This window comes from Dactylosporangium sp. CA-139114 (assembly GCF_050955725.1).
GTDB lineage: Bacteria > Actinomycetota > Actinomycetes > Mycobacteriales > Micromonosporaceae > Dactylosporangium.
On the sequence record NZ_CP192080.1, the window covers coordinates 3,072,185 to 3,098,173 of the forward strand.

28 protein-coding genes are annotated in these 25,989 nt (G+C 74.9%); 13 read left to right on the forward strand and 15 right to left on the reverse strand.

From position 1 onward, the window contains the following. The first annotated feature begins 10 nt into the window (after positions 1 to 10). Complete coding sequence (locus tag ACQP2P_RS13950; RefSeq protein WP_433616189.1) at positions 11 to 2,104, forward strand: HEAT repeat domain-containing protein; 2,094 nt, start codon at positions 11 to 13, stop codon at positions 2,102 to 2,104. 39 nt (positions 2,105 to 2,143) lie between these two features. Further along, entirely contained in the window at positions 2,144 to 2,650 is a 507-nt protein-coding gene (locus ACQP2P_RS13955) for a DUF1269 domain-containing protein (protein ID WP_433616191.1), read from the forward strand. Between the two features lie 98 nt (positions 2,651 to 2,748). Here the strand turns inward: ACQP2P_RS13955 and ACQP2P_RS13960 are convergent, their stop codons facing one another. The 3 genes from ACQP2P_RS13960 to ACQP2P_RS13970 all read right to left on the reverse strand — a co-directional run bounded on the left by ACQP2P_RS13960 (position 2,749) and on the right by ACQP2P_RS13970 (position 4,611). After that, positions 2,749 to 2,919 carry a hypothetical protein gene (locus tag ACQP2P_RS13960; protein WP_433616193.1) on the reverse strand — a complete coding sequence of 57 codons (171 nt, stop codon included), beginning with the start codon at positions 2,917 to 2,919 and terminating at the stop codon, positions 2,749 to 2,751. Positions 2,920 to 2,921: 2 nt separating this feature from the next. Beyond that, positions 2,922 to 3,875, reverse strand: a complete 954-nt coding sequence (locus tag ACQP2P_RS13965) for a helix-turn-helix domain-containing protein (protein ID WP_433616194.1) — start codon at positions 3,873 to 3,875, stop codon at positions 2,922 to 2,924. A gap of 148 nt (positions 3,876 to 4,023) precedes the next feature. After that, positions 4,024 to 4,611 carry a pentapeptide repeat-containing protein gene (locus tag ACQP2P_RS13970; protein ID WP_433616196.1) on the reverse strand — a complete coding sequence of 196 codons (588 nt, stop codon included), beginning with the start codon at positions 4,609 to 4,611 and terminating at the stop codon, positions 4,024 to 4,026. An 84-nt stretch (positions 4,612 to 4,695) separates the two neighbouring features. Between ACQP2P_RS13970 and ACQP2P_RS13975 the strand changes: the two genes are divergently transcribed. Further along, positions 4,696 to 5,514 (forward strand): patatin-like phospholipase family protein, encoded by an 819-nt coding sequence (locus ACQP2P_RS13975; RefSeq protein ID WP_433616198.1) that lies wholly within the window; start codon positions 4,696 to 4,698, stop codon positions 5,512 to 5,514. 85 nt (positions 5,515 to 5,599) lie between these two features. Beyond that, entirely contained in the window at positions 5,600 to 6,751 is a 1,152-nt protein-coding gene (locus tag ACQP2P_RS13980) for an RCC1 domain-containing protein (RefSeq protein ID WP_433616200.1), read from the forward strand. A 25-nt stretch (positions 6,752 to 6,776) separates the two neighbouring features. Here the strand turns inward: ACQP2P_RS13980 and ACQP2P_RS13985 are convergent, their stop codons facing one another. From ACQP2P_RS13985 to ACQP2P_RS13995, 3 genes are all read right to left on the reverse strand, one after another. Continuing rightward, a complete protein-coding gene (locus ACQP2P_RS13985) occupies positions 6,777 to 7,772 on the reverse strand; it encodes a hypothetical protein (RefSeq protein ID WP_433616202.1) in 996 nt (331 codons plus the stop codon). Between the two features lie 74 nt (positions 7,773 to 7,846). Then, positions 7,847 to 7,984, reverse strand: coding sequence for a fibronectin type III domain-containing protein (locus ACQP2P_RS13990; protein ID WP_433616204.1), 138 nt, complete (start codon positions 7,982 to 7,984; stop codon positions 7,847 to 7,849). Positions 7,985 to 8,060: 76 nt separating this feature from the next. After that, positions 8,061 to 8,747, reverse strand: coding sequence for a TetR/AcrR family transcriptional regulator (locus tag ACQP2P_RS13995; RefSeq protein ID WP_433616206.1), 687 nt, complete (start codon positions 8,745 to 8,747; stop codon positions 8,061 to 8,063). A 60-nt stretch (positions 8,748 to 8,807) separates the two neighbouring features. Here ACQP2P_RS13995 and ACQP2P_RS14000 point away from each other — a divergent pair, with 60 nt between their 5' ends. Continuing rightward, the gene (locus ACQP2P_RS14000; RefSeq protein ID WP_433616208.1) at positions 8,808 to 9,299 is read left to right on the forward strand and encodes a quercetin 2,3-dioxygenase; all 492 of its coding nucleotides are present in this window, start codon (positions 8,808 to 8,810) and stop codon (positions 9,297 to 9,299) included. A gap of 177 nt (positions 9,300 to 9,476) precedes the next feature. Here the strand turns inward: ACQP2P_RS14000 and eda are convergent, their stop codons facing one another. The 8 genes from eda to ACQP2P_RS14040 are packed head-to-tail and all read right to left on the reverse strand — an operon-like array spanning position 9,477 to position 17,843. After that, positions 9,477 to 10,097, reverse strand: coding sequence for a bifunctional 4-hydroxy-2-oxoglutarate aldolase/2-dehydro-3-deoxy-phosphogluconate aldolase (gene eda, locus ACQP2P_RS14005; RefSeq protein WP_433616210.1), 621 nt, complete (start codon positions 10,095 to 10,097; stop codon positions 9,477 to 9,479). Beyond that, entirely contained in the window at positions 10,094 to 11,374 is a 1,281-nt protein-coding gene (locus tag ACQP2P_RS14010) for an FGGY-family carbohydrate kinase (RefSeq protein WP_433616212.1), read from the reverse strand. The genes eda and ACQP2P_RS14010 overlap by 4 nt, the downstream gene beginning before the upstream one ends. Then, positions 11,371 to 12,333: a 1-phosphofructokinase family hexose kinase gene (locus ACQP2P_RS14015; RefSeq protein ID WP_433616213.1), complete on the reverse strand. Its 963-nt coding sequence runs from the start codon at positions 12,331 to 12,333 to the stop codon at positions 11,371 to 11,373. Before ACQP2P_RS14015 ends, ACQP2P_RS14010 begins: the two co-directional genes overlap by 4 nt. Further along, on the reverse strand, positions 12,333 to 13,319 hold the full coding sequence (locus ACQP2P_RS14020; protein ID WP_433616214.1) for a sugar phosphate isomerase/epimerase family protein: 987 nt from the start codon (positions 13,317 to 13,319) through the stop codon (positions 12,333 to 12,335). The genes ACQP2P_RS14015 and ACQP2P_RS14020 overlap by 1 nt, the downstream gene beginning before the upstream one ends. A 16-nt stretch (positions 13,320 to 13,335) precedes the next feature. Continuing rightward, positions 13,336 to 14,376 (reverse strand): ABC transporter permease, encoded by a 1,041-nt coding sequence (locus tag ACQP2P_RS14025; protein ID WP_433616216.1) that lies wholly within the window; start codon positions 14,374 to 14,376, stop codon positions 13,336 to 13,338. A gap of 2 nt (positions 14,377 to 14,378) precedes the next feature. Then, a complete protein-coding gene (locus ACQP2P_RS14030) occupies positions 14,379 to 15,920 on the reverse strand; it encodes a sugar ABC transporter ATP-binding protein (RefSeq protein WP_433616218.1) in 1,542 nt (513 codons plus the stop codon). Between the two features lie 41 nt (positions 15,921 to 15,961). Next, complete coding sequence (locus ACQP2P_RS14035; RefSeq protein ID WP_433616220.1) at positions 15,962 to 17,026, reverse strand: sugar ABC transporter substrate-binding protein; 1,065 nt, start codon at positions 17,024 to 17,026, stop codon at positions 15,962 to 15,964. Positions 17,027 to 17,063: 37 nt separating this feature from the next. Beyond that, on the reverse strand, positions 17,064 to 17,843 hold the full coding sequence (locus ACQP2P_RS14040) for a DeoR/GlpR family DNA-binding transcription regulator (RefSeq protein ID WP_433616222.1): 780 nt from the start codon (positions 17,841 to 17,843) through the stop codon (positions 17,064 to 17,066). 265 nt (positions 17,844 to 18,108) lie between these two features. Between ACQP2P_RS14040 and ACQP2P_RS14045 the strand changes: the two genes are divergently transcribed. The 8 genes from ACQP2P_RS14045 to ACQP2P_RS14080 are packed head-to-tail and all read left to right on the forward strand — an operon-like array spanning position 18,109 to position 25,199. After that, the gene (locus tag ACQP2P_RS14045) at positions 18,109 to 18,696 is read left to right on the forward strand and encodes a glucose-6-phosphate isomerase family protein (protein WP_433616224.1); all 588 of its coding nucleotides are present in this window, start codon (positions 18,109 to 18,111) and stop codon (positions 18,694 to 18,696) included. Continuing rightward, positions 18,683 to 19,366, forward strand: a complete 684-nt coding sequence (deoC, locus tag ACQP2P_RS14050) for a deoxyribose-phosphate aldolase (protein WP_433616226.1) — start codon at positions 18,683 to 18,685, stop codon at positions 19,364 to 19,366. Before ACQP2P_RS14045 ends, deoC begins: the two co-directional genes overlap by 14 nt. Then, entirely contained in the window at positions 19,366 to 20,316 is a 951-nt protein-coding gene (locus ACQP2P_RS14055; protein WP_433616228.1) for a hypothetical protein, read from the forward strand. Before deoC ends, ACQP2P_RS14055 begins: the two co-directional genes overlap by 1 nt. Further along, positions 20,313 to 21,107: an MBL fold metallo-hydrolase gene (locus tag ACQP2P_RS14060; protein ID WP_433616230.1), complete on the forward strand. Its 795-nt coding sequence runs from the start codon at positions 20,313 to 20,315 to the stop codon at positions 21,105 to 21,107. The genes ACQP2P_RS14055 and ACQP2P_RS14060 overlap by 4 nt, the downstream gene beginning before the upstream one ends. Continuing rightward, on the forward strand, positions 21,104 to 21,973 hold the full coding sequence (locus tag ACQP2P_RS14065) for an SIS domain-containing protein (protein WP_433616232.1): 870 nt from the start codon (positions 21,104 to 21,106) through the stop codon (positions 21,971 to 21,973). Before ACQP2P_RS14060 ends, ACQP2P_RS14065 begins: the two co-directional genes overlap by 4 nt. Next, positions 21,970 to 23,424 (forward strand): xylulokinase, encoded by a 1,455-nt coding sequence (locus ACQP2P_RS14070; RefSeq protein ID WP_433616234.1) that lies wholly within the window; start codon positions 21,970 to 21,972, stop codon positions 23,422 to 23,424. Before ACQP2P_RS14065 ends, ACQP2P_RS14070 begins: the two co-directional genes overlap by 4 nt. A gap of 18 nt (positions 23,425 to 23,442) precedes the next feature. Beyond that, entirely contained in the window at positions 23,443 to 24,297 is an 855-nt protein-coding gene (locus ACQP2P_RS14075; RefSeq protein ID WP_433616235.1) for a class II fructose-bisphosphate aldolase, read from the forward strand. Continuing rightward, positions 24,294 to 25,199: an NAD(P)-dependent oxidoreductase gene (locus ACQP2P_RS14080; protein ID WP_433616237.1), complete on the forward strand. Its 906-nt coding sequence runs from the start codon at positions 24,294 to 24,296 to the stop codon at positions 25,197 to 25,199. Before ACQP2P_RS14075 ends, ACQP2P_RS14080 begins: the two co-directional genes overlap by 4 nt. Positions 25,200 to 25,217: 18 nt before the next feature. Here ACQP2P_RS14080 and ACQP2P_RS14085 read toward each other — a convergent pair whose 3' ends face one another. Next, positions 25,218 to 25,973, reverse strand: coding sequence for an AraC family transcriptional regulator (locus ACQP2P_RS14085; RefSeq protein WP_433616239.1), 756 nt, complete (start codon positions 25,971 to 25,973; stop codon positions 25,218 to 25,220). Positions 25,974 to 25,989 lie beyond the last annotated feature (16 nt).

Consider the following 25,989-nt stretch of genomic DNA (forward strand, 5'->3'; position numbering starts at 1 on the left):
ATCGCCGCCCATGGATGACGCCGACGTGTTCGCCGGGCTCGATGCCGTCGCGTGGAAGCGGCTGCGGCACGCCTACGGCTGCGCCGCGGGCGTCCCCGCGATCCTGCGCGGCCTCGCCGACCCCGACCCGGCCGTGCGCGAGGTGGCGCTCGACCAGTTCTACGGGGTCGTGCACCACCAGGGCGACGTCTACCGCTGCACCCTCGAGACCCTGCCGTTCCTCACCCGCATCGCCACCACGCCGGGGGTGCCCGGCCGGGCCGCGGCCATCGAGCTGCTGGCGAGCGTCGCCGGCGCCGGTTGGGACCAGCCGCTCGCCGGGCGGACGCGGACGGCCAACGCCACCCTCGCCGCCGAGCGCCCCCGCTTCCTCGCGCTGCTCCACGACGCCGACGCGCAGGTGCGGGCGGCAGTCGTACCGCTCCTGCGCGCGATCTGCGCCGAAGCCCCCGAAGCCACGGTCGGCCTGCTCCGCCGGCACGCCGACGCCGAGCCCGACCCGCTGGTGCGCCGGGCGATCGTCACCGCCGTCGCCGGGCTCGCCACCACCGACCCGGCCGCGATCGCCTGGCTCGAGGGTCTGACGACCGCCGAGCCCGATGCCGGCCTGCGCCTCGGCGCGCTCGCCGCGCTGGCCCGCCTCGGGGTGCCGGCCCCCGCGGAGACGGCCGTCGCGCTCATCGCCGCCGGGTACTCGGTGCCGCCCGCGCCCGCCGCCCCGGCCGGTTTCCAGACCGACACGCTCGTGGGCAAGATCCGGCAGATGCGCGAGCACCTCCACGCCGGGCGCGGGCACCCGCAGATGGACGAGCTCGTGCGCGCGGTCAGCGACGCCTACGGCGACCGGGTGGACGACCGGATCACGGTGCTCCTCGCCGGCCTGCGCTCGGCCGATGCCGAGTGGCAGCTCGACGCGCTGCATCCCGCGAGCAACCTGGTGCACGGCTGGCGCGGGCGGTACACCCACATCCTGCGCCGCATCGCGGACCTGGCCCTGACGGGGGAGCCGGTGGTGCGGCCGCGGGCCGCGGGCGTCCTGGCGGACCTCGGCCGGTTCGCCGCGCCGGTCGCCGACGCACTCGCCGAACTGGTCGAGTCCGCCGAGCGCCGCGCGCCCCACACCCCGCTGCGCCGCGCTCTGCCGCCCTGGATCATCCAGTGGCCGACCGAGCCGCCGACCGTCGGGCGTCTCCTCGCCCTGCTCGCCCGGCTCGGCGACCCCCGCGCGGTGCCGATGCTCGCCTGGGTGCTCGAGCAGGAGCCGCTGCCCGGCGACGCCGGCTGGGCGGTCGCCGGGCTCGGCCCCGTCGCCGCCCCGCTCGCCCCGGCGGTCGCGGCCCGCCTGGACGAACCGCTGCCGCCCCGCCACCGCGACGGGCTCGTCGCCGCGCTGCGCGCGATCGGCCCGGCGGCCGCCCGTGAGGCGCTGCCGGTGCTGCTCGCGGCGGGGCCCGACCCGGTCAACGCCGAGGCGCTCGGCCGGCTCGGCGCCGCCGACCCGGCGACGGCCGGGACCGTCCTGCCGGTCCTGCGAGGCTGGGCCGCCGGGCCCGACGCCCGCGGCGCGGTGGCGGCCACCCTCGCCGCCTGGACCCTCGACGCCGACACGGACACCGCGGTCGCGGCCCTGACCCGCCACCTCGGCGACGAGGCCGCCGCCGTGGTCGCGGCCCGCGCCCTGGGGACCGTCGCCCGGTGTTCGGACGGCACCGCGGCGACAGCCGCCGCGGGCGCGGGGACGCTCGATCGGCTCGGGGCGCTGGTCCGGCGGCGGGACCGGTACGGCCACACCGCCGTCGCGGCCGCCCACGCCCTCGCCGCCATCACCGGCGACGCCACCCTGGTCCGCGCGCCTCTCGAGCATGCGTGGGCACGGCACCCGCTGACCCGCCCGGCGGTGGTCGCGGCCTGGGCCGAGCTCGGGCCGCCGGACGCCCGCACCCGAGCGCTGCTGGCCGCGGAGCTCGCCGAGCCGCGCCGGCTGTACCGCCGCGGCGGCAACCCCGGCTTCTCCTACGGCGAGCTCGACCAGGACGAGGCCTTCGTCGCCGCGATGCGGGCGCTCATGCCCGGCGGGGGAGGTGACCCGGCCCCGGCGCGATGACCTTTGCAGGGCAAGCACCGGCAGACACCAGGAGGCATCATGAGCGATCTCGTGGCGATCGGCTACCGCGACCTGGCCACCGCCGACCAGGCCCGGGACAAGATCATCGAGCTGCAGCGGCACGGGCTCATCACCGTGCGCGACGCCGCGGTGGTCGAGGCCGGCGAGGACGGCCGGGTGCGGCTGCACCAGAAGCACGGCACGACCGGCGTGGCGGCCGCGGGCGGGGCGCTGTGGGGCGGCCTCATCGGGCTGCTGTTCCTGGCGCCGTTCATCGGCATGGCGGTCGGTGCGGCCGGCGGGGCGGCCGCCGCCCGGCTCACGGACACCGGCGTGGACGACAGCTTCATGCGCGACGTCGGCGCGGCGCTGGAGCCGGGCTCGGCGGCACTGTTCCTGCTCGTCGACCAGGTCACCGTCGACAAGGTCGTGGCCGAGATGGCGCCCTTCGAGCTCGGCGGCCGGCTGCTGCACAGCTCGCTCAGCGCGGAGGCGGAGCAGCGCCTGCGCGACGCGATCGAGGCCGTGCAGCTCGCCCGCATCTGACGCGCACCGGGCGCACGCGCACCGGTCGCACGCGCACCGGTCGCACGGGCACCGGGCGCGTGCGGCCGGGCGGGATGCGGCACCGGTCGCACGCCCGCTCACCGGTTGTGGATGGCCAGCAGGATCAGGCCGGCCAGCCGGACGACGAGGTCCGGCACCGGCAGGCCGCCGAGCGCGACGCCGGCCAGCAGCCAGCCGAGCCGGCGGTGCAGGGTCACGGTGACGTCGACGCGCACGTGCGCCGGGGGCGGCGGATCGTCGGGCGCCACGATCAGCCGTCCCCGCGCCGGGCGCCGGTCGGCGAGACCGCGAACGCCTGCCGGAAGTCCCTCGCGAACTGGTCGCGGCGGCGGTATCCGCACTGCGCCGCGATCGCGAACACCGGCACGTCGCGCTCGCCCGGGTCCGTCAGCCGGCGGTGGCACTCGTCCAGCCGCATCTGCTTCACCAGCTGCATCGGCGTCACCCCGGTGCCCGCGAAGAGGCCGTGCAGGGACCGCGGCGAGAGGTTCGACGCCCGCGCGACGCGCAGCGGGTCGAGGTCCGGTTCGTGCAGGTGGCGCCGGACGGCGTCGCGGACGCGGGTCAGGGACAGCATCCGCCGGGTCTGCGGCGTGATCCCGTCGCGCAGCCCGACCCGCCGGCGGATCAACCCGGTCGTGCACTCGGCCAGCAGCCCCGCGTACTGCGCCGGCTCGGCCGCCGCCGAGAGCCCCATCAGCAGCTGGGCGGTCAGATCGCGGGCCCGCAACCCGCGCGGCATGACGGTGCCGACGATCGCGCCCACGGCCCGCTCGTCGACCGGCACCAGCGCGCGCGGGAACGTCAGCATCGCGACCCGCAGCTCGCCCGTCTCGACCGGATGGACGGCCCGCCACGGCCGCGACAGGTCGAACAGCCCGATGTCGCCGACCCGGAACCGCAGCCGCCGCTCCTCCTGCTCCAGCCGGATCTCGCCGGCCAGGGGCATGATGAGGCGGTACCGCTCCGGGTCCCCCATCCGCACCAGCCGATCGGTCCGCCGGGTCATGATCTCGGTGTCGGCCGCCCAGGTCAGCCCCTCCACGTCGAACTCGCCGACCCGGCTGACCGACATCGACGCGACCAGCTTCGTCGGCGCCCGCCCGTGCACCTCCACCGGTGCCTGCTCACTCGCGGCGCCCGCCCGGTAGTGCTCGTACCGGTCGAGGGGGTGGACCGCGGTGGTGTCGTACAGCATCCGCATGAGTCGATTCTCGGCCACCCGGCGCGACCCGGAGTTGACTGTGCGCGCACAACCCGCGAGGGTCGGCGGTGACGAGTCTGTGGACGGTCGCCGCCGCGCAGGGCGACGGCCGCCGCCGGCCTGGCGATCACGCTGCCCCTCACGCTGCTCATCGCCCGCAGGTCCCGTCGGTGGACTTGGCGCCCCCGGGGCAGACCGAGTTCACGAACGTCACGCCGGTGAGCTTGGCGCCGTCGAGGCGGGCGCCGCGCAGGTTCGACGCCTCGAACGAGGCCCCCGTCAGGTCCGCCCCACGCAGGTCGGCCGCGCCGAGATCGGTCCGCAGGAACGACACCGCGCGCAGGTCGGCGCCGCGCAGGGTGGCCTGCTGCAGCCCGACGTCGGTCAGGGAACCGTCGCGCAGGACGGCCCCGTCGAGGTCGGCCCGCGTCAGCTTCACCTGGCTCAGCTGCGCCTCGCGGGCCGTGGCCTGGCTGAGGTCGGCCCCGTAGAGGTCCGCGCTCGTGATCGCCGCGTCCTGCAGCGTGGCCCCGTGCAGGTCGGCGCAGCGCAGCGGGCGGCCCTCGAGGTCGAACGCGGTGACCGTGCGGCCGGCGAGCCTGGCCGGGCTGCTGACGGTGCACCGGGGCCCGTGCCGCGCATCGGCGTCGTCGCCGCCGCCCCGGCAGGTCACGACGGCCACGGCCAGCGCGAGACCGATGAGCGACAGGCCGCCGACGGTCCGCGCGGTCCGCATGACTCCATGGTCGCCGCGCCGGGCCGGTGCGCCGGGTGAGGCGTTGGGTTACCGTCCGGTCATGACGTGGGTTACCGTCCGGTCATGACGAGAGCGCTGGTGCTCGGCGGCGGCGGGATGACCGGCATCGCCTGGGAGTTCGGGATCCTGAGCGGGCTGGCCCGCGCCGGGGTGACGGTCGGTGACGCGGACGTCATCGTCGGCACCTCCGCCGGGTCGGTGGTGGGCACCGTCGTGGCCGCGGGCCTCTCCCTCGAGGACGCGGTCCTGGCCCAGCACGGGCCCTCGTCCGGCGCCCCGGCCGTGGACATCGCGCCCGCCATGGCCGCGTTCGCCCTGCTCGCCGACCGCTCCCGCCCGCGCGCCGAGATCGTGGCCGAGATCGGGGCGATGGCCCTGGCCACGCCCACCGGCGACGAGGGGGCCCACATCGCCCGGCTCGCGGCCCAGCTCCCGGTGGCCGGCTGGCCCGACCGGGACCTGCGCATCACCGCGGTGGACACCGACGGCGGCACGCCCGCCGTGTTCGACCGGGCGGCGGGGGTGCCGCTCCCGCTCGCCGTGGCCGCCAGCTGCGCCGTCCCGTGCGTGTACCCGCCGATCACCATCGACGGGCGGCGGTACATGGACGGCGGGGTGCGCTCGGGGACCAACGCCGACCTCGCCGCCGGCGCCGGCGCGCTGCTCGTCGTCGCGCCCGTCGGCGGCCTGATCCGCCCGATGATCGACCGTGAGATCGCCGCCGCCGGCGCCGCCCGGAGCCTGGTCGTCGAGCCGGACGAGGAGGCCCTGGAGGCGATCGGGCCCAACGTGCTCGACCCGTCCCGCCGCGCCGCCGCCGCCGAGGCCGGCCTCCGGCAGGGGGCGGCTCTCGCCGACGCGGTACGCGCCGTCTGGCTGTAACTTTCCCGGTCAAGCCCCAGGACAGCGGCCGTGTCGTGGTCGCGGCGTTGCCCTGCGTGGCCGCGCGATCCTACCGTCGCAGCGCATGAGCCACTTGAGAAGGGTCTTCGCGGCGGCGGCGACGTCCGCCGCTGCGGTATTCGTCGCCGTCGGCGCGCTGTCCGCCCCGGCCGCGGCGGCCGGAGCGGGCGCGGCGAGCGTCGCGGCCGGCTACGCCCACACCTGCGCGATTCGCACCGACGCGACGCTGTGGTGCTGGGGCAGCAACTGGAGCGGCGAGGTCGGCGACGGCAGCGGCGTCGACAAGGCCACCCCGACCCGGGTCGGCACGGCCACGAACTGGGCGGCCATCGACGCCGGCGCCAGCCACACGTGCGGGGTGAGGACCGACGGCACGCTGTGGTGCTGGGGTCGCAACTTCCGCGGCCAGCTCGGCGACGGCACCACGGTCAACAAGACCACCCCGGTCCAGGTCGGCACCGCCGCCACCTGGGCGAAGGTCAGCGCCGGCGACAGCCACACGTGCGCCACCCGCACCGACGGCACGCTGTGGTGCTGGGGCTTCAACCGCCTCGGCCAGCTCGGCCTCGGCTCCTCCGTCTACACCGTGACCACCCCGCAGCAGGTCGGCACCGCGACGACCTGGGCGAGCGTCACGACCGGCTACGCGCACAGCTGCGCGACCCGCACCGACGGCACCCTGTGGTGCTGGGGTGACAGCTCGTCCGGGCAGCTCGGCCTGGGCAGCGTGGCCTACGCGACCTCGCCGGCCCAGGTCGGCACGGCCACCACGTGGAGCGGCGTCTCGGCCGGCTTCGCGCACACCTGCGCCACCCGCACCGACAAGACCCTGTGGTGCTGGGGCGAGAACGGCTACGGGCAGCTCGGCGCGCCCGGCGCGCTGCAGAGCACCCCGGTGCAGGTCGGCTCGGTCAACACCTGGACGCGCGTCAACGCCGAGGTCGACACCACCTGCGGCTCCCGGACCGACGGCAGCCTGTGGTGCTGGGGCAACAACATGACCGCCCAGATCGGCGACGGCACCACGACGAACCGCTCCACCCCGACCCGCGTCGGCACCGCCACGACGTGGACGACCGCCTTCGTGGCGAACTACCACACCTGCGGCGTCCGCACCGACGCGAGCCTGTGGTGCTGGGGCAACAACGCGAACTCCCAGCTGGGCGACGGCACCACGACCCAGCGCGCGACCCCGGCCGCGGTGACCCTGCCGTAGCCGGCCCCGGGGCCGCCGCCGCCCGTCAGGCGGCGGTCCCTTCCGGGGCGGGATCGTCCCGGCGGATCCGGCGCACGGCGAGCCAGACGATCCCGGCCGCGGCCAGCAGGTAGATCGTGCGGCCCACGATGTCGAGGACCGGCGGCTCGGAGTAGTCCATCGCGAACGCGTGCCACCCGGAGGTCGCGAGCGCTCCCGCCGCCACCGCCAGCCGGTGCCAGCGGCCCCACCCGTCGAGCCGGCTCCACCGCGCCACCAGGACCGCGAGCACGGCCAGGCAGGTCAGCGCGATCGCGATCGAGGCGGGCCACGACGGCAGCGAGGTCGCGCCGGCGAGCAGCCCCCACCCGATCCCGGCGACCAGCGTGGCGCCGAAGACGATCCAGGGCGACGGCGCCGGACCGTCCAGCGGCCGGCGCTCACCGTGCGGCAGCAGGAACGCGAGGGCGACCAGCGCGACCACGACCGCGACACTGATGCCCAGCTGGGCCGGCGAGGCCGAGAACGGGGCCTCGGCGTCCTCCGCCTTCGTGACCGCGAACGTCATCACGCAGCCGAGGACGAACAGCACCGAGACCACGATGAGCCCGGTCCGGCCGAGCCACGGCGTGCTCCGGCGCGACCGGGTGGCCTCCTCGACGATCGCGACCGGGGCGCCGATGCTCCACAGCACGTGCCCGCCCAGCACGAACACCGTCCACAGCGCCCCCATGCCCAGCGCCGGGACGTAGCCGGGCTCGAGCAGGTGCAGGTCCTCGGCCAGGTAGTTCGGGTTGAACAGCGACTGGGTGAGCACGCCCTCCTCCAGCACCCCGAACGCCAGCCCGAGCGTCAGGATCGCGGGCCAGCCGCGGCCGGTGCGCCGCAGCACCTCCCGGATGAGGATGGCGCCGCTGCCGTAGTACAGCGAGAGCGGCACGATGAGGAACAGCAGGAAGATCGGCAGCGTGGTGCCGGAGAAGTACTCGGCGACCAGCGGGCTGAGGAAGAACAGGGCGAACACCGCAGCATGACGACGCATGGTCGAGACCGTAGACAGGCGCCGATGTCCTGTCCGGCCCGGACGGGCAAATCAGGCTCGGAGTTTCCTCAGAGTCACGCGGCCGGCGTCGTGGTGCAGGCCCAGCGCTCCTGGGCCGGAGTGCAGGGTGAGACGCCCGCGGCGTTGCAGGCGCGCACCTTGAAGTACATGTAGGTGCCCGGGGTCAGGCCGTCCCAGGTGTACGAGCTCACATTCGCCCCCGTCGTGCGCGACGCGGTGCCGTTGATGACGGTGCCCCCTCGGCCGGCGTACCTGGACCGACTGTTCCTAGCCTGCCGCCGGTCGATCCGCAAGGCCACGGTCGGGCAGGAGGGCCGCGCGCATGGCGGCGGCCAGCCAGTCCCGGAAGACCGGCTCGGCCCAGCCGCGCTGCGACACCAGGGCCGCGAAGAGCCCGGGATCGTTGTAGACCCACAGCACGTCGACCGCGGTCTCCTCCTCGAGCCCGGGCGCGAGCGGGCCGAGGCCGCGGGCGTGCGCGACGACCATCCGCGCGCCGGCCCGGCGGTTGTCCAGCAGGGTCTGCCACAGCTCGGCCGCCTCCGGCGCGTCGTCGGCGGCCCGGCGGACCGCCTCGAACAGCGGTGCGGCCCGGCGCGCGATGAGCAGGCACACCCCGGCGTACGCGTCGAGGACCGCCGCCGGGGTGGCGGCGTCCCACACCGGCCGGAACCACGGCCGCTCGGCGACCGGCACGGGAGCGTCGTCGCCGGCCAGGGCCTCGTCCAGGACCTGCCGCAGGAGCGCGCCCTTGGAGCCGAAGGCGGCGAAGACGGTGGGGCGGGCGACCCCGGCCGCGGTCGCGATGCCGGCCAGCGACGTGGAGGCGTAGCCGTGCTCGGCGAACAGCGTGCTCGCCGTCGCCACGATCGCCTGCCGCGTGCGCTGGGCGCCCTCGCTGCGGGTCGCGGACGTGTACCGCCGCCGGGGCCTGTTGTCGTTGACAGCACTCATGACGCTGCCCATACTAGGGCAATATTCAATAGACAGCGGTACGGCGAAATGGAGCCCACGATGAGCGAGACGGTCCCGGTCCGGCCCTACGTGCGCGGCGACGGCGAGGGGGAGGCGCTGTGGTTCCTGGGCAGCCTGGTCACGGTCAAGGCCGCCGGGGAGCAGACCGGCGGGCGGCTCACCGTCGTGGAGTTCGTCAACCCGCCGGGCTTCGCGCCCCCGCTGCACCGGCATCTCGAGGAGGACGAGATGTTCTACGTGCTCTCGGGCACCGCCGAGTTCCGGTGCGACGGGGAGGCGTTCAAGGCGGGCCCGGGCGACTTCGTCCTGCTGCCGGCGCGGCTGGCGCACACGTTCGTCGTCGGCGCGGGGGAGCCGCTGCGCACGCTGCAGATCACCACGCCGTCGGGCTTCGAGCACTTCGCGCGCGAGGCGGGCGAGCCGGCCGGCGAGCGGCGGCTGCCGGACCCCGGCCCCGTCGACCCGATCGCGCTGGGGCACGCCGCGGCCCGGCACGCCATCGAACTGCTCGGTCCGCCGCCCTCGGCCTGAGCCGGCGGGCGGGGGCGTTCCCGTTCAGCGCCGCGCGGCCCGGGCCACCCGCGCGGCGCCCACGACGCCGAGCCCGCAGGGCCCGTCTCAGTCCCTGAGGAAGGCGTGTCAGAAGCCGATGCGGACGGTCGCGTCACCTGTGGGCGGTATGCCGGCGGGTGACCCGGACGTCATCGCTCACAGCGACGATGTCGAGCGCACCGCCTCGGCGGCCAGGCGGGTGACCGCCGCGAAGTCGCCGGCCGCGATGGCCGAACGCGGCACCATCCAGCTGCCGCCGATCGCGAGCACGGACGGCAGGCGCAGATAGTCCAGCGCGTTCGAGGCGTCGATGCCGCCGGTCGGCACGAAACGCACGTTCGCGAACGGTGCGGACAGCGCCGCCACCGCCTTCGCACCGCCGGACGTGCCGGCGGGGAAGAACTTCACCACGTCGACGCCGAGCTCGAGCGCCGCCATGATCTCGGTGGCCGTGGTGGCCCCGGGCAGCGCGGGCACGCCGTGCGCCCGGCACCGGGTCACCACCGCGGCGCTCAGGCCGGGGGAGACCACGAACGACGCGCCCGCCTCGACGGCGGCGTCGACCTGCTCGGGGGTCGTGACCGTGCCGGCCCCGACCGTCACCCCGCCGTGCCTGCTCATGCGGGCGATCGCCGCGGCGGCCGCGTCGGTGCGGAACGTGACCTCGGCGACCGGCAGGCCGCCGGCGACGAGGGCGTCGGCGAGGGGCCCGGCGGCCGCCGGGTCGTCCAGCACGACGACGGGGACGATGCGGTTGGTGCCCAGGAACGTGCTCACGCGGATGGAGTCCTTCCGGAACAGCCGAGCTCGGCCAGGGCGGCCACGCCGACGACGGTGGCCTCGGGCTCGGTGACGAAGTGGAGACGGCGGGTCGTGGCGTCCTGCCGGAGCCGGCGCCAGGGCTCCCAGCCGGCGGCGACGCCCGCGACGGTCACGTCCGCGATGCGGGTGCCGCCGAGCGCGCCGAGCCGGGTGGTGACCGCGTCGGCCTCGACCGCCAGGCCCTTGAGGAGGGCGGCCATGGCCTGCCCCCGGGTGACGTCCATGGGCAGGTCGGGCGGGCGCACCGTGCGCGCGTCGGCGTCGATGTCCGCCGGGGCGACGGAGTCCAGCGCCGCGGCGACCTCGGACCACATGAGGTCGTCGGGCTGCCCGTCGTACAGCATCCGCCGCCACGCCTGGTAGAAGCGGCCGGACGGGGTGGCGCGGTGGACGTAGCGCAGACCCGTCACGAACACGCCCACGTCGATCCCGGCGTCGACCCGCTCGGGCAGCGCGTCGACGAGCAGCAGCTGCGCCTCCGAGGTGCCCGCGGAGACGTAGACGTCGCCGGGCTTGCGCACGCCGGCGCCGAACGCGCCGCACATGTGGTCGTGGCCGCCGGTCACCACCGGGACGCCCGCGGGCAGGACCCCGGCGCCGGAGGTGCGCCCGACGACGGTGGCGCTGCCGACGAGCGTGGGCAGCCGCAGCCCGTCGAGCCCGAGGGAGGGCAGCGCGCCCTCGTCCAGGATGCCGGCCCGCACGTCGAGCAGGCCGGTGCGCGACGCGTGCGAGATGTTCAGGAACACCGGCGCGGCCGGGTCCGCGAGCAGGTCGCGGGCGACGAAGTCGGCGAGCGAGGTGAAGGTGCGCGCGGCCCCGAGCAGCCCGGCGCGCCGCAGCCAGAGCAGCTTGAACACGGAGAACGTGTCGTCGACGCCGGCCCAGTCGGGGCCCGCGTGCGGCTTGGCCTCGCGGCCGTGCCCGGCGAACCAGGCCGGCACCGGCGAGGTGACCGCGCCGGCGTCGTCGAGCAGCACGACCTCCTCGCCGACCGAGCCGACCGCGATGCCGGCGACGGCCTCGGGCCGCACGGCCGGGTCGGCGAGGAGCCGTGCGAGCAGGCCGGAGACGGCCGAGGTGAGCCGCCCGGCGTCGCGCCGGCCGCCCCACTCGTCGTCGGCGGCCTCGGTCGGCGCGGAGTACAGCGCGACGAGAGTCCGGCCGGCGGCGTCGTAGCAGCCGACCTTGGTGCGCGTGGTGCCGATGTCCACGCCCAGGAACAACCTCATGCCGGGCCCACCGTCACGCGCTCGCGCAGCTGCGCGACCAGGGCCGGGTCCACGTCGGGGGCCAGCGACGCGGCGTTGGCCGCGCCCATCGCCGCCGCGAGGGCCATGGCCGCCGCGGGCTTCTCGCCGCCGCCCAGCGCCACCGCGAGCCCGGCCAGGAACGAGTCGCCGGAGCCGGTGGCGTTGACCGTGTCGACGGCCGGGCTGTCCGCGACGAGCCGCGAGCCGTCGCCGACCCAGACGGCGCCGTGCGCGCCGTTGGTGACGACGAAGGTCGCGCCCGTCTCGTGGTGCAGGCCGTCCACCGCGGCGAGCAGGTCGGCCGGGTCGGACAGGTCGCGGCCGAGGATGCCGGCCAGCTCGTGCGCGTTGGGCTTGACGACCAGCGTGCCGTTGCCGATCCCGTTGACCCGCGCGTCGTCGATGACCCGCGCGAGGGCGTCCCCGTGCGCGTCGACCAGCGCCGTGGCGCCGTGGCGCAGGGCCAGGCGGGCGACGGTCGCGTGCAGGTCGGGCGCGCACCCGGGCGGGAGGCTGCCCGTGGACACGACCACGTCGCCGAGCCGGATCGCGGCGGTCAGGCCCGCGGCGAGCTGCTCCTGCTCGTCGCGGGTGACCTGCGGGCCGCGCTCGTTGAGCACCGTCGAGCGGCCGGTGGCCCGCTCGATGACGACCGGCGTGACGCGGGTCTCGCCGCCGATCTCGATGTGCCGGTCGGTGACGCCCAGCTCCTCGCAGCCGCGGCGGATGACTTGGCCGACGAAGCCGCCGACGAAGCCGTGGGCGGCGACCGTGGCGCCGAGGCGGCGAGCGCCCCGGCACACGATCATGCCCTTGCCGCCCGGGAGGCTGCGCACGTCGGCGACGCGGTTGACCTCGAACGGGGTGAAGTGCTCGACGACCTGGAGCCGGTCCAGGGCCGGGTTGGGGCACACGACGTGGAGGGCGAACCCGGCCACTAGTCGCCGTCGATCTGGTACAGCGTGAACAACTCCTCGTCGGAGGCCCCCAGGACCTCCTCCTCGCGCTCGCGGAACGTCTCGGCGGTCACCCGCACGAGCTCGTCGAGGCGCTCGGCCTGCGGCGGCAGGTTCATCGCCGCGTACGGGTTCCCGCCCGCGCCCAGCGGCTCGGCCGAGCAGTAGTTGTCGCCGCGCTGGTAGCCGATCGCGTACAGCGCCATGATGATCACGTCGAGGTCGAGCAGGCCGTGCCCGAGCGCGCGCCGGTTGGTGTCGGCCAGGTGCAGGTTGAGCATGCGGTGGCCGTGGTCGAGCAGCGTCGCGCCGATGTGCAGCTCGCCGCTGAGCATGTGGTAGGTGTCGCCGTTGATGTGCGAGATCGCCGGGTGGCCGACCAGGTCGAGCAGCCGCAGCGCCTGCTCGAAGGTGTGCACGACGCTGGTCTCCTCGGGCCGGATCGGCTCGACGGCCCCGCGGATGCCGGCCCGGGCGAAGTCCTCGGCGACGTAGCGCATGGTGGCCGCGGAGCGCTCGAGCTCGTAGGAGTCGAACGCGACCGGGCGGCCGACCGAGCCGGCGCCGAAGAGCAGGTAGCTGCCGCCGACGGCCTGGGTGAACGCGGCCTGGCGGCGGAAGTACTCGACCGCGCGGGCGCGCACGTGCGGCTTGTTGTGCGCGAACTCCTGCTCCGGGGTGACCATGCCGCAGATGCCCGACACCGTGATGCCGTGGTCGCCGAGGGTCTTGAGGGTCTCGTCGGGCTTGTAGCCGAAGTCCTCGGAGTAGAGGTTGCCGTGCAGCTCGATGTACCGCACGCCGTACTTCGCGAGCCGCTCGGCCGACACCCCGAGCTCCTCGGTGCCGAAGCCCCAGTTGCTCCAGCCGAACTTCAGGCGCGGCTCCTCGGCGGTGTGCGCGCGGCGGGCCTCGACGAACGCCTTGACGACACGCTGGTCATGAACACGGAACGGTTGGGGCTTCATGGCTTTCGAACCTTTCTCAGCGACCGGAGAGGAAGCGGGAGCGCAGCGCGGACGGGCTCAGGTGGCGCAGGTTGCCCTGGCGGCCCTGGTCGAACAGCGCGGCCAGGACGATGACGAGGCCGATGCTGAGCTGCTGCAGGAAGGGGGAGAGGGCGAGCAGGATGAACGCGTTGCGCAGGACGCCGAGCAGGCAGGCGCCCAGGAACGCGCCGATGATGGAGCCGCGCCCGCCGGAGAGGCTCGCGCCGCCGATGACCGCGGCCGCGATGACGTCGAGCTCGTAGCCGGTGCCCGCCTGCGCCTCGGCGACGCCGACCTGGGTGGAGAAGATGATGCCGGCCAGACCGGCGAGCACGCCGATGAGCACGAACGTGAGGACGCGGGTGCGGCCGACCGGGATGCCGCCGGTGCGCGCGGCGGCGTCGTTGTCGCCGATCGCGGTGACCCGCAGGCCGAAAATCGTGCGGGTGAGCAGCAGCTGGCCCAGGATCACCAGGACGATGAAGATGATGACGCTGACCGGGATGCCGCCGAGCACCCGGCCCTGGCCGATGAAGGACAGCTGCGGCGGCATCGACTGGGGCAGTCCGCCGGTGACGAGCTGGGTCAGGCCGCGGGCGATGGAGAGCATGCCCAGCGTCACGATGAACGAGCTGACCCGGCCCAGGACCACGACGGTGCCGACGGCCAGGCCGCAGACCGCGCCGACGGCGACGCCGGCGAGCATCGCGATCCACGGGTTGGCGCCGCTGCCGTAGACCGAGCCGGCGGTCACCGCCGACAGCGCCAGCACCGAGCCGACCGACAGGTCGATCTCCTTGGCGATGAGGATGAACGTCTGGCCGACGGCGATGACGCCGACCACCACGACGGTCTGCAGCACGTTGTAGAGGTTGTCGGCGCGCAGGAAGTTGCTGTTGACGAGGCTGACGACGAAGCCCAGCAGGATGATCACGCCGAGCAGGCCGGTCTCCTGCCGCTTGAAGACCGCGCGGGCGACGTCCTTCGCGGAGCGGGTGCGCTCCGGGGCCGGGGCGGTGACGGTGGGGGCAGACATGATCATCCTTCGGTCGATCCCATGGCGGCGGCCACGATGGGCTGCGGTCCTGCGGTGTTGGGGGCGTCGAGGGTCAGCCGGCCCTGGCGGACCACGACGACGCGGTCGGCGAGCTCGACGACCTCCTCGAGCTCGGAGGAGATGAACCAGACGGCGAGGCCCTCGGTGTGCGCGAGCTCGCGCAGGGTCGCGTAGATCTCCGCCTTGGTGCCGACGTCGACGCCCCGGGTCGGCTCGTCGAGGATCAGCACCCGCGGCTTCGCGGCCAGGGCCCGGGCCAGCAGGACCTTCTGCTGGTTGCCGCCCGACAGCGAGGTGATCGGGGCCTCCGTGGAGGCGGTCTTCACCCCGAAGCGCCGGGTCAGCTCGCGCGCCGCCTCGTTGGTGCGCCGGGCCGAGACCCAGCCGAGCGGCCCGAGCGTCGACAGGATGCGGACGGTCAGGTTGTAGCCGACCGTCTGGGCGTGGAAGACCTCGGTGCGCCGCTCCTCGGCGACGTAGGCGATGCCGAGCTTCTGGGCCGCGCCGGGGCCGGAGATGCGCACCGGGCGCCCGCCGACCAGCACCCGGCCGGCCGTGATGCGCCGCGCCCCGATGACCGCCTCGGCGATCTCGGTGCGCCCCGCGCCGACCAGGCCGGACATGCCGAGGATCTCGCCGCGGCGCAGGGTGAAGCTGACGTCGTCGAAGCCCTCGCCGGACAGCCCGCGCAGCTCCAGGGCGATCTCGGCGTCGCCGGCGTGCGCGACGGCCTCGCGGCGCTCGGCCACCGTCTCGGCGACCACGGCCCGCTTGCGCTCGCCGGCCATGAGCGCCACGGCGCGCGGCTCGTCGATCTCGACCGGGTCGCCGGCCGCCACGAACGTGCCGTCGCGCAGCACGATGACGTGGTCGACGATGGAGAACACCTCGGCGAGGCGGTGGCTGACGAGCACCACCGCGACGCCGTCGGCCCGCAGCCGGCGCACGACGCTGAAGAGCCGCTGCGACTCCTCGTGGGTCAGGCTGGAGTTGGGCTCGTCGAGGAAGAGCACCTTCGGCCGGCGGGACAGGGCCCGCACGATGTCGACCATCTGCCGGGAGGCGGCGGACAGGTCACGGCACAGCGTCGAGGGGTCCGGCAGGTAGCCGGTCATGTCCAGGCGGCGCAGCAGCTCGCGGGCCCGGGTGACGTTCTCGCCCCGGCGGGCGGCCGCATAGGCGGGCCGCTCGCCGAGGTCGTAGAGGAAGAGGTTGTCGGCGATGGTGAGCTCGCTGATGAGCAGCGGCTCCTGGTGCACGACGACGACGCCGGCGGCGATCGCCTCCAGCGGTGAACCGAAGCTCACGTCCTGCCCGGCGAGGGTGAGCGTCCCGCGGTCGGGGCGCATCTCACCGGAGCAGAGCCGGATGAGGGTGGACTTGCCGGCGCCGTTCTCGCCGAGCAGCCCGGTGACCTGCCCGGCCGGGAAGGCCAGGGACACGTCCCGCAGGGCCCGCACGGGGCCGAACGACTTCGCCAGGCCGGCGACCGCGAGGGCCGCCGGCGCCGCAGTGTTCGTCATGCTCGCCACAAACTTCCGAAGAGAATCCGAAGTGGAGCCGGTCAGGATGCGCCCGGGGTGCCCAGCGGCACGGTGGACGGGTCGTGCTGGGCCAGGTTCTCCTTGGTCACGAACGGGGCCTCGGCCTCCTGGGTGACCTGGTCCGGGTTCTTGCCGGTGACGACCGCGTTGTAGAGCTGGATGGCCACGTTGTAGCCCTGGCCGAACGCGTCCTGGCCGATCACGCCGTACATCGAGCCGTTCTTGATCGCGTCGATGTTCTCGGTGGTGATGTCGAAGCCGATCACCTTCACGCTGCTCTGCTTGTTGGCCGCGGCCACGGCCTGCGCGGCGCCGAACGGGCCGCCGGCGGTGGCGTAGATGCCGACCAGGTCCGAGTTGGACTGCAGGTAGTTCTGCGCGGCGGTGAAGGTGTTGGAGGCCGAGTCCTTGGCCTCCACGCCCTGCCCGACGGGGGTCAGGCTGGAGCCCTGCAGGCCGTCGACGAAGCCCTTGCGGCGCTGCTCGGAGCCGGGCGCGGTGAACTGGCTGACGATGATGCCGACCTTGCCGGCCTTGCCGCCGGTCGCCTTGATCATCTCCTTGGCCGCGGTCTGGCCGGCCTTGTACTGCTCCTGCGCGTAGTTCACCGTGCCGCCCGACGAGCCGACGCAGTCGAACAGCGTGTTGTAGGCGCCGAGCTTGTCGCCCTTGGCCGAGAGCGTCTTGATGTCGGCGCAGTTGCCCTCGCCGGCGATGAAGAAGCCGATGCCCTTGTACCCCTGCGCGTCGGCGCCCTTGATCGCGCTCGACACCGTCTGCACGTCGATGTTGTCGCCGGCGACGATCCAGTCGACCTTGCCGTTGCGGGACGAGAGCACGCGGTTGGCGTAGTCGGCGCCGGCCTTCACCGACACCCAGTACGGGTTGTTGGCGAAGCCGATCATCGCGACCTTGACCTGGCTGCTCGGCTTCTGGTCGGTCGGCGTGGGCCGGCCGTTGATCAGGTCGGCCGGGCCGGAGGCGGCCTTGTCGTCGCCGCCCCCGCAGGCGGCGGCGAGCATCGCGACCGCCACCAGCACGGCCGTGCCGCGGGTGAACGACCGGATCCCGGTGCGTAGCTTCATGTGGTCCTCCAAGGGGGTGTGTGCGCCGTGCGGTGGTTCAGCCGTTGGCGAGGCGGATCTCGGTGCCCAGGGCCCGGATCTCCTCGGCGGCGGTGGGGTCGAGACCGGGGTCGGTCACGACCAGGTCGATGTCCTTGACCGAGCCGTAGCGGCAGGCGGCCCGAAGGCCGAACTTGGTGTGATCGGTGAGCAGCACCGACTTCTGTGCGGAGGCGAGGATGGCCGCCTTGACGGCCGCCTCCGCGGGGTCCATCGTCGAGAGCCCCCACGCCAGGTCGACGGCGTTGGCGCCGACGAACGCGACGTCGAAGCGGAGCGCGGCGAGACGCTCCAGGGCCCAGGTGTCGACCTCGGCGTAGCTGGCCGGGCGGACCCGGCCGCCGATGGTCATGACGGTGGAGTGCCCGAGGTCGGTCAGGGCCAGCGCGATCTGCAGGGCGTTGGTGACGATCAGCAGGTCGCCACGGTCCGGCAGCAGGTCGGCGAGGTGGCCCGTGGTCGAGCCGGCCTCGATGAAGATGGCACCGAAGGGCGGGATCTCCGCGGCCGCGGTCCGGGCGATGGCGAGCTTCTCCTCGCGCCGCTCGGCCATGCGGCTGGAGACGCGCCCCTCGACCGTGAGCGTGCCGCGGGCCACGGCGCCGCCGTGCACCCGATCCAGCTCGCCCGCGGCCTCCAGGGCCGACAGGTCGCGGCGGATGGTCTCGGCGTTGACCGAGAAGCGGGCCGACAGTTCGGCTGCCTGCACGCGTCCGCCGATGCGGACGAGCTCGACGATCTCGCGACGCCGGTCATTGGGCCGATCACTGGCCTGCATGTGTGCTGTCACCCCCACCGCTGATGTGGACTTCCACGCGACTTGTGGAGCCACACTACATCCGGGCCGGAAGTTGTCAACGGAGGATTTGCTGATCGTTACAGACGAGTGTCGAGCGACCCGGCATTTAAGACCGATTTGACCGCTTAATCGCCGAGCGTCCGCTTCAAATTCGGGAAGTTCGCTACACGGAGGCAATGAGGGCGTGACAGGTTCTTGTAAGTTTGCTACAAACAGTGGGACCACAGCACGACGGAGGAGCACGGTGAGCGAACCGCTGAGCGGCCCCGAGCTGGTCGTCACGCCCGCGGGGCTGACGAACCGCACGGGGCGGTACGAGAAGAGGCTGGCCGACCTCGACGGCCTCTTCGCCGACGCCGGGGCGTTCGCCGCCCGCCTGGCCCAGGAGGCCGACCGGGTCATCTACCACGTGGACGAGTTCCGCCCGTCCGAGGCCGCCGGCGACCTCATCACCGGCATCTCGACGCTCTCGCCCGGCAAGGTCGGCGACGAGTTCCACATGACCCGCGGCCACATCCACGCCAAGCACGACCGCGCCGAGATCTACCACTGCCTGGCCGGGCACGGCCTCATGCTGATGGAGACGCTCGACGGGCGGACCGTCGTCACCGAGCTGCGCCCGGGCGTCATCGCCTACGTCCCGCCGGTGCACATCCACCGCAGCGTGAACGTCGGCGACACCGACCTGGTGACCGTGTTCTGCTACCCGGCCGACGCCGGGCAGGACTACGGCATCATCGCGCGCGCCGGCGGCATGCGGCACCTGGCCGTCGGCGGGACCGGGGCCGAGCCCTGGCGCCTGGAGGAGAACCCGAACTATGTCGCTCGATGACCTGACCGGCCACGCGCTCGCCCGCATGGTCGACATCAGCGCGGTGCAGGCCCAGCACGGCCGCGCCGACGTGGAGGCCCTGGCCCGGCACGCCCTCGAGGGCGACTTCGTGGCCGCGCACGTGCTGCCGTCCTGGCTGCCGGTGCTGCGCCCGCTGCTGGAGGGCTCGACCACCAACGCCGGCTCGCCCGTGGGCTTCCCCTCCGGCGGCTCGGCGACCGCGGTCAAGGTCGCCGAGGCCCGGTGGCTGCTCGAGCACGGCGTGCAGGAGATGGACGTCGTGATGAACATCGGGCGGGTCCGCTCCGGCGAGCTCGCGGCGGCCGCCGAGGACGTCGCGGCGGTCCTGGCGGCCGTCGCCGGCGCCGTGCCGGTCAAGGTGATCCTCGAGGTCGGCCTGCTCGACGAGGACCAGGTGCGCGCCGCCGCCCAGGCCGCCGTCGACGCCGGCGCCGCCTCGCTCAAGACCGGCACCGGCTGGCAGGGCGTGGCCACCACCCCGCGGCACGTCGAGCTCATCCGCGCGGTCGCCGGCCCCGGCCGCGAGATCAAGGCCTCGGGCGGCGTGCGCTCCCTGGACCAGATCCGCGCGCTCATGGCCGCCGGCGCCACCCGCTTCGGCATCAACACCGCCGTCGCCGTCCAGCTCGTGGCCGAGGCGGGCGCCTGATGCCCACCGTGCTCACGCCGTCGGCACTGGCCCCCGCCACCGCGCCGACCATGTACTTCATCGGCGTCACGACCGGCTCCTCCGCCATCCACCGCGTCTTCGCCGCCTGGCGCCCGCTGCTCGGCCTCGACGGCGTCGAGCTGACCGGCATCGACATCCCGGTCGCCGCGCCGGCCGCCGACTACCGCGCGGTCGTCGCCCACCTGCGCGACGACCCGCTGTCGCGCGGCGCCCTGGTCACCACCCACAAGCTCGACCTCTACGCCGCCACCCAGGACCAGCTGCGCGGCGTCAACGGCGACGCCGCGCGGCTGCACGAGGTCAGCGCGCTCGTCGCCGGCGACGGCGTCGTCGACGGGCTGGCGCTGGACACCGTCACCAGCGAGCTGTCGCTGCACGCGATCGTCCCCGTGCTCGCCGGGCGCGACGTGCTGGTGATGGGCGCGGGCGGGGCCGCCCTCGCGCTGTGCGACTACTTCGCGCACCGCGCGGGCGCCGACGCTCCGGCCCGGGTCGTCGTCACCGACATCGCCGACGAGCGCCTGGCCGCGATCACGAAGGCGACCGCCGGCGGCGACCCGGGCATCGCGTGGCAGACCCGCCTGCTGGCCCGCGGCGACACCCACGACGCGCTGCTGGCCGGGCTCGGCCCCGGCGCGCTCGTGGTCAACGCGACCGGCATGGGCAAGGACCGGCCGGGCTCCCCGCTCACCGACGCCGCCGTGTTCCCGCACGGCGGGGCCGTGTGGGAGTTCAACTACCGCGGCGAGCTCGGGTTCCTGCGCCAGGCGCGGGCCCGCGCGGCCGCCGACGCGCTCACCGTCGAGGACGGGTGGCGGTACTTCGTGCACGGCTGGACGCGCGCCATCGACGCCGTGTTCGACCTGAACCTGCCGACGGAGGGCCCGGCGTTCGACCGGCTCTACGACGCCGCCCAGGCGGTCCGATGACGCTGTCGGCGCGCTGGCTCGGCCAGGCGGGATTCGTGCTCACCGCGGGCGCGGCGAACCTCGCCGTGGACCCGTACCTCTCGGACTCCCTGGCCGAGAAGTACGCGGGCCGCCTGTTCCCGCACACCCGCCTGCGCCCGGCCCCGCTCGCCCCGTGGGAGCTGCCGCCGCTCGTCGCCGTCGCCTGCACCCACGCCCACACCGACCACATGGACCCGGGCACCCTCGCGCCGCTGCTGGCCGCCCAGCCCGGCACCCGCCTGGTCTGCCCGCGCGCCGTCGTCGACGAGGCCCTGCGCCGCGGCGGCGTGCCCGCGTCCCGGGTCGACCCGCTGCGCGCCGGGCAGAGCGCCGGGTTCGGCCCGTTCACCATCAGCGCGGTGCCGTCCGCGCACGAGGAGCGCGTCTTCGACGAGCACGGCGACGACCGGTACCTCGGCTACGTCATCGACGCCGCCGGCACCCGCGTCTACCACTCCGGCGACTGCGCCCCCTGGGCCGGCCTGCCCGAGTGGCTCGCCCGGATGGCGATCGACGTGGCGCTGCTGCCGGTCAACGGCCGCGACGCCTACCGCCGCGACAACGGCGTGCCGGGCAACTTCACCTTCGACGAGGCCGTCCGGTTGTGCGCCGCCGCCGGGATCGGCACCCTCGTCCCACATCATTGGGGCATGTTCGCTTTCAACACCGCCGACCCGGCCGGGTTCGACCTCGGCCTCGCCGATCGCCTCGGCGTCACGGTCCAGCTCCCCTCGCACGGCGAGTCGATGATCCTGCGAGGCCGCCGATGAGCGTCGCCATGGCCGGACCCGTGCTCGAACGCATCAGCCGCAGCCTCGAGCAGCTGCGCCGCTCCGAGCGCAAGGTCGCCGACGTCGTGCTGGCCGACCCGCGCCGCGTGGTGCCCATGACCCTGGCCGAGCTGGCCGAGCTGGCCGAGGTCAGCCAGCCCACGATCGTGCGCTTCGCCAACGCGATCGGCTGCGACGGGTTCCACGACTTCCGCATCCAGCTCGCGCAGAGCGTGGCGCTCGGCGTGCCCGCGACCCAGTCGGTCATCGAGGCGCAGGACGACACCGCCACCACGGTCGGCAAGATCTTCGACTTCTCCATCACCTCGCTCGACCACGTGCGCCGCCACCTCGACCTCGACGCGATCGCGCGGGCCGTGGACACCCTCGCGTCCTGCTCGCACATCGTGTTCATCGGGCTCGGCGCGTCCGGGATCGTGGCCATGGACGCCGAGCAGAAGTTCCCGCTCTTCGGCGTGCCGTGCTCGGCCCCGATCGACACGCACCAGCAGTTCCTGGCCGCCTCGACCAGCCGGCCCGGCACCGCGTTCGTGGCCATCTCCAACACCGGGCGCACCGTGTCCATTCTCGACACCGTGCGCGTCGCCCGGGAACGGGGCGCCACCGTCATCGGCATCACCGGCGGCCCGTCCCCGCTGGCCGAGCTGTCCAACATCGCGCTCGTGGTCGAGTCGCTGGACAACACCGACGTCTACACGCCGACCATCTCGCGCCTGGCCCAGCTCGTGGTCGTCGACACGCTGGCCACCATGGTGCTGCTGCGCCGCGAGGAGTCGGCCCTGGAGGACATCCGCACCATGAAGTCGCGGCTGTCCCGGATGCGATCGGGGATGCCGCGCTCATGACCGACGTCGTCCTCGCCTTCGACCTGGGCACCGGCGGCTGCAAGGCCGCCCTCGTCGACGCCGCCGCGCGCGTGCGCGCCACCGCGTTCGTCGCCTACCCGACCGCCTACCCGGCCCCGGGCCGGCACGAGCAGCGCCCCGCGGACTGGTGGGACGCCCTCGCCGCGGCGACCCGCGAGCTGCCGCTGGACGAGCACCGGGTCCGGGCCGTCTCGCTCTCCGGGCACAGCCTGGCGATGGTGCCGGTCGACGCCGAGGGCGCGCTGCTGCTCGACTCCGTGCCGATCTGGTCGGACGTGCGGGGGAGCGAGGCCGCGCGGCGGGCGTTCCGGCACATCCCCGAGCGCGACTGGTACCGGTCCACCGGCAACGGCTTCCCGGCCGGCATGTATACCGTGTTCAAGGCCGCCGGGCTGCGCGAGGAGCCCCGGGTCGCCCGCATCCTGGGCAGCAAGGACTGGATCAACGCCCGGCTCACCGGCGTCGAGGCGACCGATCCCAGCTACGCCTCCGGGTCGGGCGCCTACGACCTGCTCACCCGCGCCCTGCGGCCGGACGTGTTCGAGACCCTCGGCGTGCCCGCGCGGTGGTGGCCCCGCATCGTCGCGTCGAGCGCGGTCATCGGCGAGGTCACCGCGGACGCGGCGGCGCGGACCGGCATCCCGGCCGGCGTCCCCGTCGTGGCCGGCGGCGTCGACAACTCCTGCATGGCCCTGGGCGCCGGCCTGGACCGCCCCGGCGCCGCGTACCTGTCGCTCGGCTCGTCCAACTGGGTCACCGTCGCCGGCGCCGAGCCGGTCCTCGACGACGTGCAGCGCCCGTTCGTCTTCGACCACGTGCTGCCGGGCCTCTACGTGTCGGCCCTGTCCACCTTCGGCGGCGGCAGCAGCCTCACCTGGCTGGCCGGCCTGCTCGGGCGCGACGGCGACCTCGACGCGCTGCTGGCCGAGGCGGCCGCGGTCCCGGCCGGCGCCGACGGGCTCACCTGCGTGCCGACGCTCGCCGGCGGTACCGTCGCGGAAGGCGGACCGGCCGTGCGCGGCGCGTTCCTCGGCCTCGACCTCGGCCACACCCACGGCCACCTCGCCCGCGCGGTGGTGGAGGGCATCGGCTTCAGCCTCGCCGGCGCCGCCGCCACCATGCTGCCCGGGCCGTCCCGGGAGCCGATCACCGCGGTCGGCGGCGGGGCCCGCGGCACCCTCATGCTCCAGGTCCTCGCCGACCTGCTCGAGCGGCCCGTCACCCGCCCCGCCGACGCCCAGCACTGCGCGGCGCTGGGCGCCGCGGCCCTGGGCTGGCTCGGCATCGGCGCCTGGGAATCCACCGAACCCTTGCACACCAACGGTTCCGGCGCGCAGACGGTGTCGCCCGCCGGCGCCGGCTACGCCCTTGCCCGGGCCCGCTTCGACGCCGCGCGAGCGGCCGTGCGAGCCCAGTCCGACGTCACATAACGCTCTTGGAGTTCCCCCGTGCCCCTCGCTGACCCACGCCCCATCCTCGCCGCCGCCCGCACCAGCGGCCTCGGCGTCGGCGCCTTCAACGCCACCCTGCTCGAGCACGGCGAGGCCCTCGTCGCCGGCGCCGAGGCGGCCCAGGCGCCGCTCATCATGCAGATCAGCGAGAACGCGGTCCGCTACCACGGCTCCCTGCGCCCCCTGGCCCAGGCCTGCCTGGCCCTCGCCGAGGCCGCGGCGGTCCCGGTGGTCCTGCACCTCGACCACGCCGAGGACGTCGAGCTGGTCCGCGAGGCCGTCCGCCTCGGCTTCACCTCCGTGATGTACGACGGGTCCAAGCTCGACGACGCCCGCAACCGCGCCGTCACGCGCGAGGTCGTCGCCTTCTGTCACGCCGCCGGGGTCGCCGTCGAGGCCGAGCTGGGCGAGGTCGGCGGCAAGGACGGCGTGCACGCGCCCGGCGTGCGCACCGACCCCGGCGACGCCGAGCGCTTCGTCGCCGACACCGGCGTGGACTGCCTGGCCGTGGCCGTCGGCACCTCGCACGCCATGGCCACCCGCGACGCCGTCGTCGACCTGGAGCTGGTCGCGGCGATCGCGGCCCGGGTCGCCGTCCCGCTCGTGCTGCACGGCTCCTCCGGCGTCGACGACGCGACCCTGGCCCGCGTGGTGACCTCCGGCATGACGAAGGTCAACATCGCCACCCACCTGAACAAGTGCTTCACGGCCGTGGTCCGCGATCGCCTGGCGTCCGACCCGTCGGTCATGGACGCGCGCAAGTACGTGGCGCCCGCCCGCGACGCCATGGCCGGCGAGGTCACCCGCCTGATCCGCGTGCTCAACCCGCAGGCGCCGGGCGCGGCGGCATGAGGATCCTGGTCACGCCGCGCAGCATGTCCGCGGCCGGCTCGCCCGCGCTGGACCGGCTCACCGCCGCCGGCTACGAGATCGTCACTCCGTCGCCTGGCCGCCAGCCCACCACCGAGGAGCTGCTGGAGGCGGTGCCCGGCGTCGTGGGCTGGGTCGCTGGCGTCGAGCCCATCGGCGCCGACGTCCTGGCCCGCGCGGACCGCCTGCGGGTCATCAGCCGCAACGGCGCCGGCAGCGACGCGATCGACGCGCGCGCGGCCGCCGACCGGGGCGTCCTCGTCCTCACCGCGCGCGGCGCCAACGCCCAGGGCGTGGCGGAGCTGGCCCTGGCCCTCACCCTGATGGGGCTGCGCGGCCTGCCCCAGGCCGCGGACGCCCTGCGCGCGGGCACCTGGCAGCGCAGCACCGGCCGGGAGGCGGCCGGCCGCACGCTCGGCATCGTCGGCTACGGCGCCATCGGGCGCCGGCTCGCCGGCCTGGCCCGCGGCCTGGAGATGACGGTCGTGGCCCATGACCCGTTCGTGACGGCGGCGGACGTACCACTGCTGCCCCTCGGCGATCTGCTGCGCACGAGCGAGGTCGTCTCCCTGCACGTGCCCCCGTCGCCCGGCGGGCCCCTGCTCGGCGCCGCCGAGCTGGCCCTGCTGCGCGACGACGTGGTGCTGCTGAACACGGCCCGCTCGACGCTCGTCGACGAGGCCGCCCTGCTGGCCGAGCTCCGGTCGGGGCGGATCGCGTTCTACTCGGTCGACGCCTTCGACCGCGAGCCGCCGGCCCCCTCCGAGCTGCTGCGCGAGGCCCGCGTCCTGCCGACCCCGCACCTCGGCGCGGCCACGGCGGAGAGCTCCCGCCGCGCGGCCGAGGCCGCGGTGGACAACCTGCTGGCCGCCCTGGCCGCGTGAGCGGCGCCCCGGCGCCGCTCAGCCCGGCGGGTGTCGGCGGTGACGGCCGGGCGTGGTGCCGACGATCGCGGTGAAGGCGGCGATGAAGCCGCTCGGGTTCGCCCACCCGCACGCGTGGGCGACCCGCGTCGTGTCGTGGCCCTCGGCGAGCAGGACGAGGGCGTGCCCGATGCGCAGCTGGGTGCGCCACTCGTAGAACGTCATGCCGAGCTCGTCGTGGAACAGGCGGCTGAGCGTGCGCGCGCCGGCCCCGACCCGCCGGCCGAGCGCGGCCAGCGAGCTGGTGTCCGCGGGGTCCTCGTCCAGGATGCGGGCCACGGCCCGCAGCCGGTCGTCGCGCGGCTCGGGCAGGCGCAGGGGCTGCTCGGGCGCCGCGCGGAGCTCGTCGGCCAGGACCCGGTGCAGGCGGGCCCGCGGGCCGCGGTCGAGCGGCCGCGGGCCGGTGAGGGTGAGCAGGAGCTCGCGGGCGAGGCCGGAGGCGAGCAAGACCGCCGGGTGCGCGGGGAGCAGCCGGGCGAGCGACGCCGGCAGGAACACGATCCGCATGTCGGTCTCCCCGTGGGCCCGGTGGCGGTGCGTGGACCCGGCCGGGACCCAGGCGACCCGGTTGGCCGGGACGATCAGCGTGCCGCGCCCGGTGTGCACGGACAGGACGCCGCCCGCCGCGTACAGCAGGTGCCCGCGCGGGTGGGTGTGGGCCGCGCTGGTCCCGCCCGACGGCCACAGGTGCACGCCCCCGGACGGCCAGATCCGGGATTGGCGGGCTACAGGCATGACCTGGCATGCTACC

Bases quoted from the DNA above. Each gene is read 5' to 3' on its own strand.
- ACQP2P_RS13950 (WP_433616189.1), top strand. From the start codon at position 11: ATGGATGACGCCGACGTGTTCGCCGGGCTCGATGCCGTCGCGTGGAAG.
- ACQP2P_RS13955 (WP_433616191.1), top strand. From the start codon at position 2,144: ATGAGCGATCTCGTGGCGATCGGCTACCGCGACCTGGCCACCGCCGAC.
- ACQP2P_RS13965 (WP_433616194.1), bottom strand. From the start codon at position 3,875: ATGCGGATGCTGTACGACACCACCGCGGTCCACCCCCTCGACCGGTAC.
- ACQP2P_RS13970 (WP_433616196.1), bottom strand. From the start codon at position 4,611: ATGCGGACCGCGCGGACCGTCGGCGGCCTGTCGCTCATCGGTCTCGCG.
- ACQP2P_RS13975 (WP_433616198.1), top strand. From the start codon at position 4,696: ATGACGAGAGCGCTGGTGCTCGGCGGCGGCGGGATGACCGGCATCGCC.
- ACQP2P_RS13980 (WP_433616200.1), top strand. From the start codon at position 5,600: ATGAGCCACTTGAGAAGGGTCTTCGCGGCGGCGGCGACGTCCGCCGCT.
- ACQP2P_RS13985 (WP_433616202.1), bottom strand. From the start codon at position 7,772: ATGCGTCGTCATGCTGCGGTGTTCGCCCTGTTCTTCCTCAGCCCGCTG.
- ACQP2P_RS13995 (WP_433616206.1), bottom strand. From the start codon at position 8,747: ATGAGTGCTGTCAACGACAACAGGCCCCGGCGGCGGTACACGTCCGCG.
- ACQP2P_RS14000 (WP_433616208.1), top strand. From the start codon at position 8,808: ATGAGCGAGACGGTCCCGGTCCGGCCCTACGTGCGCGGCGACGGCGAG.
- ACQP2P_RS14010 (WP_433616212.1), bottom strand. From the start codon at position 11,374: ATGAGGTTGTTCCTGGGCGTGGACATCGGCACCACGCGCACCAAGGTC.
- ACQP2P_RS14020 (WP_433616214.1), bottom strand. From the start codon at position 13,319: ATGAAGCCCCAACCGTTCCGTGTTCATGACCAGCGTGTCGTCAAGGCG.
- ACQP2P_RS14025 (WP_433616216.1), bottom strand. From the start codon at position 14,376: ATGTCTGCCCCCACCGTCACCGCCCCGGCCCCGGAGCGCACCCGCTCC.
- ACQP2P_RS14030 (WP_433616218.1), bottom strand. From the start codon at position 15,920: ATGACGAACACTGCGGCGCCGGCGGCCCTCGCGGTCGCCGGCCTGGCG.
- ACQP2P_RS14035 (WP_433616220.1), bottom strand. From the start codon at position 17,026: ATGAAGCTACGCACCGGGATCCGGTCGTTCACCCGCGGCACGGCCGTG.
- ACQP2P_RS14040 (WP_433616222.1), bottom strand. From the start codon at position 17,843: ATGCAGGCCAGTGATCGGCCCAATGACCGGCGTCGCGAGATCGTCGAG.
- deoC (WP_433616226.1), top strand. From the start codon at position 18,683: ATGTCGCTCGATGACCTGACCGGCCACGCGCTCGCCCGCATGGTCGAC.
- ACQP2P_RS14055 (WP_433616228.1), top strand. From the start codon at position 19,366: ATGCCCACCGTGCTCACGCCGTCGGCACTGGCCCCCGCCACCGCGCCG.
- ACQP2P_RS14060 (WP_433616230.1), top strand. From the start codon at position 20,313: ATGACGCTGTCGGCGCGCTGGCTCGGCCAGGCGGGATTCGTGCTCACC.
- ACQP2P_RS14065 (WP_433616232.1), top strand. From the start codon at position 21,104: ATGAGCGTCGCCATGGCCGGACCCGTGCTCGAACGCATCAGCCGCAGC.
- ACQP2P_RS14070 (WP_433616234.1), top strand. From the start codon at position 21,970: ATGACCGACGTCGTCCTCGCCTTCGACCTGGGCACCGGCGGCTGCAAG.
- ACQP2P_RS14080 (WP_433616237.1), top strand. From the start codon at position 24,294: ATGAGGATCCTGGTCACGCCGCGCAGCATGTCCGCGGCCGGCTCGCCC.
- ACQP2P_RS14085 (WP_433616239.1), bottom strand. From the start codon at position 25,973: ATGCCTGTAGCCCGCCAATCCCGGATCTGGCCGTCCGGGGGCGTGCAC.